General features: G+C 47.3%; 10 protein-coding genes and 1 tRNA gene. 8 read left to right on the top strand and 3 right to left on the bottom strand.

Features of this window, described 5'->3' with window-relative positions; genetic code table 11:
- The first annotated feature begins 384 nt into the window (after positions 1-384).
- Genes P9L94_12180 through istB form a run of 3 tightly spaced genes read left to right on the top strand, consistent with a single transcriptional unit; the run spans position 385 to position 2,199 of the window.
- On the top strand, positions 385-987 hold the full coding sequence (locus tag P9L94_12180) for a hypothetical protein (GenBank protein MDP8244834.1): 603 nt from the start codon (positions 385-387) through the stop codon (positions 985-987).
- A 7-nt stretch (positions 988-994) separates the two neighbouring features.
- Complete coding sequence (locus tag P9L94_12175; GenBank protein ID MDP8244833.1) at positions 995-1,432, top strand: hypothetical protein; 438 nt, start codon at positions 995-997, stop codon at positions 1,430-1,432.
- Positions 1,429-2,199 carry an IS21-like element helper ATPase IstB gene (istB, locus tag P9L94_12170; GenBank protein MDP8244832.1) on the top strand — a complete coding sequence of 257 codons (771 nt, stop codon included), beginning with the start codon at positions 1,429-1,431 and terminating at the stop codon, positions 2,197-2,199. The genes P9L94_12175 and istB overlap by 4 nt, the downstream gene beginning before the upstream one ends.
- Before the next feature lie 618 nt (positions 2,200-2,817).
- Here istB and P9L94_12165 read toward each other — a convergent pair.
- A complete protein-coding gene (locus P9L94_12165) occupies positions 2,818-3,162 on the bottom strand; it encodes a ParB N-terminal domain-containing protein (GenBank protein MDP8244831.1) in 345 nt (114 codons plus the stop codon).
- A gap of 311 nt (positions 3,163-3,473) precedes the next feature.
- Between P9L94_12165 and P9L94_12160 the strand changes: the two genes are divergently transcribed.
- The 3 genes from P9L94_12160 to P9L94_12150 are packed head-to-tail and all read left to right on the top strand — an operon-like array spanning position 3,474 to position 5,616.
- Positions 3,474-3,929, top strand: a complete 456-nt coding sequence (locus P9L94_12160; protein MDP8244830.1) for a DUF2924 domain-containing protein — start codon at positions 3,474-3,476, stop codon at positions 3,927-3,929.
- An 11-nt stretch (positions 3,930-3,940) separates the two neighbouring features.
- Positions 3,941-5,263 (top strand): recombinase family protein, encoded by a 1,323-nt coding sequence (locus P9L94_12155; protein MDP8244829.1) that lies wholly within the window; start codon positions 3,941-3,943, stop codon positions 5,261-5,263.
- On the top strand, positions 5,260-5,616 hold the full coding sequence (locus P9L94_12150; GenBank protein MDP8244828.1) for a hypothetical protein: 357 nt from the start codon (positions 5,260-5,262) through the stop codon (positions 5,614-5,616). The genes P9L94_12155 and P9L94_12150 overlap by 4 nt, the downstream gene beginning before the upstream one ends.
- A gap of 476 nt (positions 5,617-6,092) precedes the next feature.
- On the opposite strand, the gene P9L94_12145 is transcribed toward P9L94_12150, so the two are convergent.
- Positions 6,093-6,165: transfer RNA gene (locus P9L94_12145), tRNA-Gln, on the bottom strand.
- A gap of 89 nt (positions 6,166-6,254) precedes the next feature.
- A complete protein-coding gene (locus P9L94_12140) occupies positions 6,255-8,231 on the bottom strand; it encodes a hypothetical protein (GenBank protein ID MDP8244827.1) in 1,977 nt (658 codons plus the stop codon).
- Positions 8,232-8,727: 496 nt separating this feature from the next.
- On the opposite strand from P9L94_12140, the gene P9L94_12135 reads away from it, so the two are divergent.
- Together P9L94_12135 and P9L94_12130 are read left to right on the top strand one after the other, a co-directional pair.
- Positions 8,728-9,882, top strand: coding sequence for an ATP-binding protein (locus tag P9L94_12135; GenBank protein MDP8244826.1), 1,155 nt, complete (start codon positions 8,728-8,730; stop codon positions 9,880-9,882).
- Positions 9,879-11,279 carry a sigma-54 dependent transcriptional regulator gene (locus P9L94_12130; GenBank protein MDP8244825.1) on the top strand — a complete coding sequence of 467 codons (1,401 nt, stop codon included), beginning with the start codon at positions 9,879-9,881 and terminating at the stop codon, positions 11,277-11,279. Before P9L94_12135 ends, P9L94_12130 begins: the two co-directional genes overlap by 4 nt.
- Positions 11,280-11,318 lie beyond the last annotated feature (39 nt).

Below are 11,318 nucleotides of genomic sequence, written 5' to 3'. Positions count from 1 at the left end.
TCCCTATCTCTGAGAAGATATCTGGGCGCAGAGTCCCATGGAAAGGCTTCAATAATCTGTTGCGCAGTCCATTCAGCAGTGGGATTCGAAGTGACATTAAAGTGAACAACCCGACGATGGGCGTGGCCTGCGTGTTCCATTCACGTATCGGAACTTATCTCTCATCAGAGAGGCGACTTAGGTCGCCTTTTCTGTTTTATCTCTTAATCCTCTCTAATGAACAAGTTTGGACGGAATTGAAAGACTGATTTGCTCTGTATGAGACCTGAAATTCCCCTGTCCTTCCTGCAATAATGATTTCAGCCTTTTGAGAGGTGTTCCAAAACCTTGGGCTGCTTCTAAGTCGTTCACCATACTCAGTTTGAATTTCAAGGAGGCATTCTCTTGATTCAATGGTTTTATCTCATTCTTATGACCTTTTTCCGCAAACGAGATCAATTGTTAATGGCGCAAATCCAATATCTCAAAGCCGAAAACGAGATATTGCGAAGTCGGATCAAAAACAACTTCATCACCAAAACGCACGAACGAACCATATTGCTTCAATACGGCTTACCGCTGGGAAGTTCACTAAAAGATATCATATCCATCGTCACATATAAAACCTTCCTACGATGGAAGCGAGAAAATGACGATCCGGAATACAAACCGAAGCGAATCGGTCGTCCTCGTACATCTGAAACCATCAGGCAATTGGTCATTCGAATGGCTTTAGATAACGCTTGGGGGTACACCCGAATCAAAGGGGAACTTTCAAAACTCTGCCACACAATCGGACGCTCTACCATTCAGCGAATATTAAAGTTAGAAGGCATCCCTGATCCGTATAATCGCAAAGACTCGGTCTGGCATCAATTTATTCAACGCGAAGCACAATCGCTATTCACTGGTTCGGTTTCGAACCAACGATTATTCGGTCCCCAACTGCTATGCGCACCATCCCGTCACGGTCAAAGGGTATGTCGACGAAATTCAGGTCTATTATGAAGACAAGTTGATTGCGCAGCACCAGCGAATCTGGGAACGGGAGCAGGTTGCTTTCAAGCCGGAACACTATCTCGGATTGCTGGAGAAGCGTCCCGGCGCATTGGACGCCGCACTTCCATTCGTGGATTGGGCGTTGCCGGACTGTTTTGATATCTTGCGTCGGCGAATGGAGGCGAGATGGGGACGAGGAAAAGGAACCAGGGAATACATTGACGTATTGCGGCTGATGGAAACGCGCTCGCTGTCGGAATTGACGCGGGCGATTCAACGCGCTTTGGAGGTTCAAGGGAGTACGCGCGAGGTGGTTGCGCAATATTTGTTCAGCGACGATCCGGCGTTCATCCCCCGCTTTTGTCTTGACGGTCATCCGCATTTGCAAGCGGTTCAAATCCAGTCAGCTGATAGCAGCCAGTATTCCTCGCTGCTGGAAGGAGGCGCATCGTGAGCGAACCGCAACTTCTACTGAACTATTACCTCAAGCAATTGAAACTACCTGCGTTTCTACGCGATTACGAAACCACGGCGGAGCAATGCCGCAAAGACCGGGCGGATTATCCGGCCTATCTTCTGGCATTAGCAGAACGGGAAACGCTGGAACGAGAACAGCGTGCAGCGGAGCGCCGCATTCGGGCGGCAAAATTCCCCGTCACTAAAACCCTCGACGCTTTCGAATTCAAAGCGCAACCGTCGATCAACGAAGAACTGGTGCGTGAACTACTGCGGGGCGACTACATCGACAAGCGAGAAAACATCCTCTTCGTCGGCAATCCCGGCACGGGGAAAACGCATCTGGCCTGCGCCTTGGGCTTCACCGCCTGTCAGCAAGGACGCAAAGTCCGTTTCTTCACCGTAACCGGTTTGATCACGCAACTGCTCGAACGACGCGAGGAGAAAGGGCTGGAGCGATTTCATAAGCAACTGGAGAAATACGATCTGTTGATTCTGGATGAACTTGGTTATGTGCCTTGCACCAAGAGCGGAGCGGAACTCTTATTCGACGTGGTCAGCCGCGCCTATGAACGAACCAGCCTGATCGTCACGTCCAATCTCCCATTCGAAAACTGGACGGAAGTACTGGGCAACGAGCGATTGACCGGCGCGTTATTGGATCGCCTGACCCACCGCGTCCATATTCTCGAAGCCAATGGAGTGAGTTACCGGCTGATGGAATCCCAAAAGCAGCATAAAACTCAGAAGAAGCGTTCGACTTAACCAAGATCGAAACAACCCTGAAAACGAAGCGAAAAGCGTGATCGCCTGCACTCGGCCGACGGCCTCGTTCCGGCGCTCACGCTTCTTTTGTCTTGATCGGAATACTCAATTCTATTAAGTTGTATATACCGCACTTTCACACCGCCGCCCTACGCACTTTCTCGGCGCCATTCACAGTTGATCTGCTTGATTGTATGGATTCACATTTTCGTAGTACTGATACCAAAGAACTCCTCAGACAATAATCCACAGAGCATTCCATAACTCTTTCAAATATTTTTTCAGGCTCTCTTGCAATGATTTCGACACACTTGTATCCGGTTGGTCGTTCATGCGCACGTCTCCTTCATTGGATTGGGTGATTTGGGTGGAATACGGCTGGTTGGAATTGAATATATATAGTGGGAGGGGGGAAAGATGTTCGATAAACGTCACTGATTGAATTGACGATTTTGTCTCAAGAATAAATCAAATGCAAATATCGGCTTGGATGATTGCTTCGGCACTACTATCGGGAAGCCGCTTAAATTTTCATCTTCACATTCAGCAAAATACGACTGTATAAGTACGTCCATTTACCGAATAAAACAATTCATTCATCAATTAAATCAATTGAAATCAAACCAATTTTTTGATATATTCGTTGACAATACTGGAAAATTGATCTGGCGCAGAATTTTGGTACACCGCGGCGAGGTTTAAGGCCTTTTCGTCTTCTAAAGACAAATCGACGACGCTGACGCGTACTTTCTCAACGCCTTCATTCTTTAAAACGGAAAGGCGTTGGTGGCCGCCGACTAGATTGCCGGTTCGTTGGTTCCAAACCAGCGGCTCAACACATCCGAAGCGACTCATGCTGGCTTTCAGTTTCTCATAAGCTGGATCGCCTGGCTGTAGTGAAATGCGCGGATTATATGAAGCTGGATTAATGTCAGACAGTTTTAATGTCTTTATTCTGAGCATGATTTCACTCCTTATTTTTTGACCATATGGTCAGTTTGGAGTGTTTAAGGAGATCACCTCAAAAAACACATTTGCTTCTTTTGAAACTATGTAAGGACATCACGTCCGTTGGGATTGGAATCACTCCAGGAAAGGCGGCGTCACGCCGCGAAGAAGAATCACTCTTCTCTGTTATATAGATTATCTTCAATCCAAAAACAGGCAATACCTTTTTTTTAAATAGAGAATTTTTTTTCAATCAGGACTTGATATCAGGCGCCTATCGAGCCCCTATGTGTGCGATAGAGGTTCAAAAATTTTGGAGGATAATCATGGAAGAAACAACACCCATCGCACTCGAAATCGCACGCTTGAAGGAATTGCCGCTCTCGGGTATTCGAGACAAGTATCTTGAAACATTTGGTGAGGCGGCTGCGCCTTCTTCCAACAAAGAAGGTCTTTGGCGGCGAATCGCTTTCCACCTGCAGCAGCAGCGTTACGGCGGCTTTAGCCAAGAAGCCAAAGGAATTCTTGCAGAAGAGATGTCAAAGATAAAACCCTCCGACAGACCACGGCGGCGGGGTAAAACAAATATTCAATCAGGACGGGATAAGCGAATCCCCATGGCGGGTACGATCCTGATACGGAAGTACAAGAAGCAAGAAATCGAAGTCAAAGTGTTAGATGTCGGTTTTGAATATCAGAACAAAGTGTTTTCCACGCTCAGCGCGGTAGCCAAAGAGATTACCGGCTCGCATTGGAATGGAATGAAATTCTTCAATTTGTGAGGAAGGGAATCATGGCCAAGCAAAGCAGAAATCTACCCAGAATTCGATGTGCAATATATACACGGAAGAGTACCAGCGAAGGTTTGGATAAAGAATTCAACACATTGGATGCTCAACGGGAAGCCTGTGAGTCTTGCATTAACAGCCATAAACATGAGAACTGGGTTTTGTTACCAAAACAATACAATGATGGCGGATTCACAGGAGGGAATATTGAACGGCCCGCCATGCAGGAACTCTTGGAGGATATACGAAACGATGAAGTAGACATTGTAGTTGTCTACAAAGTTGACCGCCTTTCACGCTCGTTACTAGATTTTGCACAACTGATGAAACTCTTCGAGAATTACCAAGTTGGTTTCGTATCGGTTACTCAGCAATTCGATACAACCAATTCAATGGGGCGCTTGACGTTAAATATGCTACTTTCTTTTGCGCAGTTTGAGCGAGAGATGATTAGCGAACGAACGCGAGACAAAATGTCCGCCATGCGCAAAAAAGGGAAATGGCTAGGTGGGCATCCTGTGTTGGGCTATGACGTTCAACTCAATCCAAGACGATTAGTCGTCAATACTAAAGAAGCTGAAGTGGTCCGAAGCATCTTTCGTATGTATTTGGAGTTACAGTCAACTCAAGCCGTCGCCCAATATATGAATCAAAACAACCACCAAACCAAATCTTGGAGAACTCACGACGGACGAAAGTGTGGAGGAACCAAATTCAATTCGACTCGGATTCAAGTCATCCTGCGAAATCTGACATACACGGGGAAAATAGTTTACAAAAAGGAAGTGTATGAGGGCGAGCAAGATGCAATCGTCGACCAGGCAGTTTTCGACCAAGTTCAGTCAATACTCGACCGCAATCGAAGAGAGAAAGATACTCGAAAACGTCACTCTGGTTCGCATATGCTGAAAGGGCTGTTGCGTTGCGGTCATTGCGACTGCGCAATGACGCCGTCTTTTTGCGTCAAAAACAATAAGCGGTACAACTTCTATCGCTGCTACGAAAGTTTTAAGCATCACAATTCATCTTGTCCAAACAAGAACATGAGCGCCAGCATACTAGATGATGAAGTCCTCAATCGATTGAATCAAATCGCAATCGAGAACTTGGACTCTTCAGATAACGATAAACAAAGCCTTGCGATCATTCTGCGTTCGACATTTGAAATATGGGACGCCTTATTTCCCAAAGCGCGTTCCGAGTTTTTACGTTCTGTTATTCAAACCATCACATATCACCACGAGATGAATCAATTGGAATTAGCATTTGACGAAAAGAATATAGAACAACTGGCTAAAACAATGGGAATCATCCAGGAGGCAGCGTGATGCTGACATTCCGTTTTGAAGTCGACCTAAAGAAGAAGGTCAATGGCTTCAGCAGAACAGAAAAGGCAAAGCGAAATCAACCCGTCTTACGTGATTCATTGGTTTTGGCGCACTATTTTGTTAAACAGATTGAAAACAAAAAATCAGACCGCACTGCGCTTGCACAAGCATTCGGTATTTCCAGTTCCCGTATCACACAAATCAGTCATCTATGCAAACTCGCCCCTTCAATACAGGAAGAGATTCTCACCAACAATCCGCCAATCGCTTCAAGATATATGCGACAAATTTGCCAGGAACCAGTCTGGTCAAAGCAGATTGAGATGTGGAACAGCCTCCCTCAAAAAGCATAAATATATCCGATAATTCATTCGAATTGCCGGTGTCCGCCCTAGCAGGGGTGGACATGACTTAAGTCAAATATATTCAGAATGTTGCCCGAAATGACCACCCCCTAAAGGCGGACAAAATGGACACAATTTTGTGCAAATTTGAGTTCGATACAGTGAATTTACTGATTGAGAGGTATCGAACTTACCAGAATATGGTCAATTCAAAAACGGTTGATATCCCAATCGTTTTAGATTTAGAGTTGACCAACTTGAATAGCGCATCTCACCAATTAGAGATATTGAGAGCTTTTCGACGTGAATTCTGGAAGCATTTAGGCAATTAATAAACAACAGAGCATTAGAGAGAGCTACTTAACAGAATGAACTGCTATTTCTAAGTTCAAATGATTGAAAACGATAAATTGGAATCCCGAAAAATCATCATGGAAAATTGGAATTGAATAGATTGAAGAGAATTTTGAGAGAGTAATAAGTTGCTGGGGAGCCGGGATTCGAACCCGGAGCCTTCTGATCCAGAGTCAGACGTCTTGCCAATTCGACCACTCCCCATAAGAGCAGCATCAAGAATTCTATAGCAACCGCCCGTTAGTTCAAGCGGCGGTTTCACTTCCCATCATCAATTGGGCCAAAAACACCGATTACTGAAATATAAAGTTAGTGATAAACGGCCAGTCATAAGCCGGGCCTCGCGGGTTTGGATCAACAATAATTCTGAATTCCTCAACCGCTCCTTTTTCGAATTGAAACTGAATAATCACGCTTGATCCAAGAGAGTTGGTCTCCGTCGCAACCGGCGCCACTGGCGTTTGTGAATAAACAACATGTTGACCGTTTTTATGCTTTCCAATAATATGAAATGTCACTCCGTCGCTATTCATCACTTCTTTGCCGCTCACAGAACGCAATCCAACTTCCATCGAAAACTGCGAAGCCACGGTCGGCGCTGGAACAACAAACTCCGCCTGAGGAGTAATATATAACGTCGGCCCGCCCGGATAGCGCGAGTCGATCAGCGGTTCGAGCGTATTGGCTGCCCGCGAGTCCATCAATAAGCGCAGATTGTCATACTCAACCACCCGCTCATACGAATGGTCGCGTTTATATAATCCCACCGGACGCTTGGGGTCATGCAAAACTAGCTTATAGGTATAGATGGCAGGTTTATAATCGGAGTCGCTTTCGTAATACAAAACCGGGCGTTCGTTTCCGCCGAATTTGACCAGGAATTCCGGCTCATATTTGTTGATCCAAAATTTCCAGTTGACCAGGTTGGCCCGGGTCAATCCAGGAGACGCAAGCCCGTTCACGTCGCGAACTTCATATCCATTAAGTTGGTAAAGCAACACGCCAATTTCTTCTGACAAAACGACAGGACGCTTGCCGCCGGGCTCGCCAACTGGTTGCGCGTTCAGATAGTCCGCGAACTCGTAGTAGACGCCAGTTAACGAGTGCTCGAGAACATACGGGTCGTCAGCCCGCAGGGGATATTCAATCAACCAAAAGAAGTGCCCAAAGCAAATCCAAATTCCAATTGCCACTCCAAGCAAACGCGCCGCCGCCGCTGGGATCTGAACGGGGGAAATCAAATTGATGAGCCATGCACAAAAACGCACCAGCCATTCGATGAGTTTTGTTGCGCCTAAAAAGACATAAAAACGCAGCGACGCTTGAAGGATCCACGAATACCAGTTGTAGGCGGCGATAGATAAAATCGAAAAGGCTATCGCGTGCAACGCAGCGGCGGCGAACAGAACGGCCCCCGGCCAACCCAACACAAAAAGCCCCACCAGCGCATACACGCCATTTCGCTTAACGCTGCCGATGCCTTCAAAGATATACGTTGGCAGATACTGCCAATAGGTGATCCAACCGCCCATCCCTTGTAAGATTTTCACCTTTAAGGTTGAGGGATAGGGCGTATCCAGGCAGATTTTTTGAAGCAGCAATCCAAGGCATAACACGCCGATAAACGATAGGCTCGATGTCGCGAGACGGCGCACCGATTCTTTTAAACGTCCGTCGGCGTAGGCTTGGTAAAGGTAGTGGGCGATCAACGGGGCAATGAGTACCAGCGACTCTCCCCGGCAAAAGAAACTAAACCCGCACAACGCCGCCGCGACCTCAGGCCATCCACGAAAATAGGCGAAAAAAATGAGGGAATACACAAACAGCGATAAGGAGATATCCATGCCCGGGCACAGCCGAAACAGCAAAATCGAAACAATTGCAAACGGCGCCGCCAGCGCTGCTTCTTTGGCGGGCTTTTGAAATACGTAGCACCAAAAAATTGAGGCGAAAAATAACAGAGTCGACGAAATCGACATCGACAAAAACGTTAGTTTCGCTGAAGGGGCCAACCAATGAAAGAAGGCCAATCCATAGACCCAGACGAGGCTGGTGGCCGGAGAGTGGGTATCGCCTGGATTCAAAACCGGGCCATGTCCGGCGACGATGTTGCGCACCATCGCAAAATAGATAAAGGCGTCGTCATTTGAAATGACGGTGTAGCGCCAATAGTAGCTGATGGCGATTCCCGCGCTGAGCAACGATAAGCCAAAAAACCATAATGGAGAAATGGAATCGTTGTTCTTTGAATTTTGGGAGTCGGAATTCATAAAAGCGGCCAATTCACCATAAGTAAGAAAGCGGTCAAATCATAGCATGGATGAAATAGCGAGAAAGATGAAGATGATTTTTACCCGGCATGTAGGCAAAAAAAAGGACCTGCTAAATTTTGGGGAGGAAGCAGGCCCGCGAAATGGGGAGAATGGGATGTAGGATGTTGCTTCTATTTATTCGCGAATACCGTGCCAACTTTTTGCATTTCCCGTTCCAGAACAAGGAATGAGTTTTTCTATTCGTTTCAAGTTGCTTTTAAATATAGATTTAAGTGGTTCTTTCCCATATTAATGGCTTCATATCCCCCATATTCTACATTAGAGCGGGAGTGTAAATTCTACGAATAGGTGTCCCATTTTCGGTACACCAAATTTCATTTGGAGAATCTCAACTTGATACAAAATGATTTTTCTTTAAAAGTGTTCCATTTTTGGAACACTTTCGGCTAGAATGTTGAATATCATAAACAACCAAATACATGGCTTTGAGGCAATGAACCAACAATCCATTCAAAACCGTTCGCAAGACATCAACGAAAATGTGATTCTCTCCGCCATTGGCGAGGGTTCGTCTGACGCAATCACCCGCATTGACGCTAATGGCATCATTACCTCCTGGACGCCCGGCGCCGAGAGGATGTTGGGTTACAGCACTGCTGAGATTATCGGGCAGCACGTTGATCGGATCATCCCCGAAGAAAACCGCGAAGCGACGCGCATTAGCATCCAAAAGCAGATGCAAGGAAAATTCAGCGTATTGCACGAAGAGACCGAGCGCCTTCATAAAGACGGTCGGCTAGTGCCGGTTTTTTTAACGCGAGTTCCTTTACATAATAATAATTGTGAAATTGCTTCTTTATTGGCGATCTTAAAAGATACGTCCGAAGAAAAAAAATTACAGAAACAAGTCGAGCGTCTGCAACGCGACACCGCGATGGGGAAAGTCGCCGCCAAAGTTGCGCATGAAATTCGCACGCCGCTTGGCGTGTTGTTTTTAAAATCGGACCTTTTAGTCGAACGCATGGAAGCCGCGTTTGAAGAATGGGGCAAAGGCGACGCCTCCTCGCATCATGGAAAACTGGATAAATGCGTCGCCGACATTCAAAAACAAATCTCCCGCTTAGAAGAAATCGCGACCAATTACCTTCATCTCTCAAAGAGCCGAACGATGGAACGCCAGCGCATTGATTTGCGCAAATGGATGAAGGAAATGTTGAAAGAATTACAAGAACAGTATCCACAGGGTTTTATAGATTTCAAAACCGAATATGATGAAGAGTCCCCAATTATCGACGGCGACCCCCAACAATTACAGCGTGTAGTTGCCAACCTTGTCCGCAATTCGGTCGAGGCGATTCAATATTCCCATAATAAAAAGGGTACGATTTTGCTGCGCTCACGCCCGGTAGACGATGGGGTCATGCTCGAAGTGGTCGATGACGGCCCCGGTATGTCGCATGAGATCAGTGAAGATATCTTTGACCCGTTTATCACCACCAAAAGCATTGGGACCGGGTTAGGCCTTTATCTGGTCAGAGAAATCATCGACAACCACGGCGGGTCTATTAATATTGACACCGAAGAAGGACAAGGCACGGCGGTGCGCATCTTTTTGCCTGCACTGCCCAAAGAAAGCAAAACTCTATGAGTAGAACCATATTAATTATTGATGACGATCAAGAATCGCGCGAGGTCGTGCGCGATGCGTTGGATGGGCGCGGCTTTCACTTTTTAGAGGCGGAAAGCGGCGAAAAAGCCATTGAACTCGCTTCAAGCAACGATGTAGACGTTGCCACAGTCGATGTCATGCTTCCTGGAACCGACGGGCTGCAAACCCTGCGCAAAATCAAAGAACTGAAGCCGGAAACCCAGGTCATCATGCTGACCGGGCTGAACGAAGTTGATAGCGCAGTAGAAGCGATGCGCTTGGGCGCGTTAGATTATCTGACCAAACCCATGCGCCTCAAAGAACTGCGTGTGGTCATCGACCGCGCCATTGAGTTGAAGAAAGTCGCTGAAGAACGCGACGAGTGGCGCCGCCAGGCCGCGCGCCTTTCGGGACGCCTGTTGGGGCGTTCGCCTGCCATGCAACGCATTTTTCACATGATTGAACAGGTTGCTCCGACTTCGAGCACCGCGCTCATCACCGGCGAAACCGGTACAGGAAAAGACCAGGTGGCCCGCGAGATTCACGAACAAAGCCGCCGCAACAATAAACCATTAATTAAAGTTGACTGCGGCTCCTTACCTGAATCGTTGTTGGAATCAGAATTGTTCGGCCACGTCAAAGGATCATTCACCGGGGCGATCAAAGACCGCAAAGGCCGCTTTGAAATGGCCGACGGCGGCACCATCTTCTTAGACGAAATCGGCGAGATGTCGGCCAGCGCCCAGCAGCGCTTGTTGCGCATCCTACAGGATTCTGAACTGGAGCGGGTCGGCAGCAGCACCACGCTTCATGTGGATGTTCGGGTCATCGCCGCCACCAACCGTGAACTACAACAACGAATTTTGGAAAAGAAGTTTCGCGAAGACTTATATTATCGTCTACGGGTGGTCCAGATTCAAATCCCACCGCTGAGAGAACGTCACAATGATATCCCGATTCTGGCACAGTCGTTCCTGAAACGGTACTGTCAGGAGACCGGAAAACCGCTGGCTGAATTCTCAGACGACTGTATGCAGGTGTTATTTTCATACCCCTGGCCGGGAAATGTGCGCGAATTACAACACGCCATTGAGCACGCCGTCATCTTCGCGAAGGGCGCAACCGTCGAGCCGCGAGACATGCCGCCCGAAATTACATCCGGTCAAACTCCCATCTTCGCCGCACGGATGGAAGCCAGTAGCAACGATGGCAAGAACATACTGATTCCACTTGGGATGCCGCTCGAAGACGCCGAACTGGAAATCATTCGACAGACCTTGGAGAATGTCGGCGGCAACAAGGAAGAAGCCGCCCGCGTATTGGGGTTGTCAAGAAGCTCTCTGTATCGACGCTTGCCGAAATTGCGTGAGTTGGAGGAGTCAGCATTAGAAAAGTAACGCTAGCGGTGTAACAAAATGAAATGTTGGCATATTTGC

It is taken from the genome of Candidatus Hinthialibacter antarcticus, assembly GCA_030765645.1.
In the GTDB taxonomy this organism is placed as follows: Bacteria; Hinthialibacterota; Hinthialibacteria; order Hinthialibacterales; family Hinthialibacteraceae; genus Hinthialibacter; species Hinthialibacter antarcticus.
This window is presented reverse-complemented; position numbering and strand designations above follow the sequence as displayed.

Bases quoted from the DNA above. Each gene is read 5' to 3' on its own strand.
- P9L94_12165 (MDP8244831.1), bottom strand. From the start codon at position 3,162: ATGCTCAGAATAAAGACATTAAAACTGTCTGACATTAATCCAGCTTCA.
- P9L94_12160 (MDP8244830.1), top strand. From the start codon at position 3,474: ATGGAAGAAACAACACCCATCGCACTCGAAATCGCACGCTTGAAGGAA.
- P9L94_12155 (MDP8244829.1), top strand. From the start codon at position 3,941: ATGGCCAAGCAAAGCAGAAATCTACCCAGAATTCGATGTGCAATATAT.
- P9L94_12140 (MDP8244827.1), bottom strand. From the start codon at position 8,231: ATGAATTCCGACTCCCAAAATTCAAAGAACAACGATTCCATTTCTCCA.
- P9L94_12135 (MDP8244826.1), top strand. From the start codon at position 8,728: ATGAACCAACAATCCATTCAAAACCGTTCGCAAGACATCAACGAAAAT.
- P9L94_12130 (MDP8244825.1), top strand. From the start codon at position 9,879: ATGAGTAGAACCATATTAATTATTGATGACGATCAAGAATCGCGCGAG.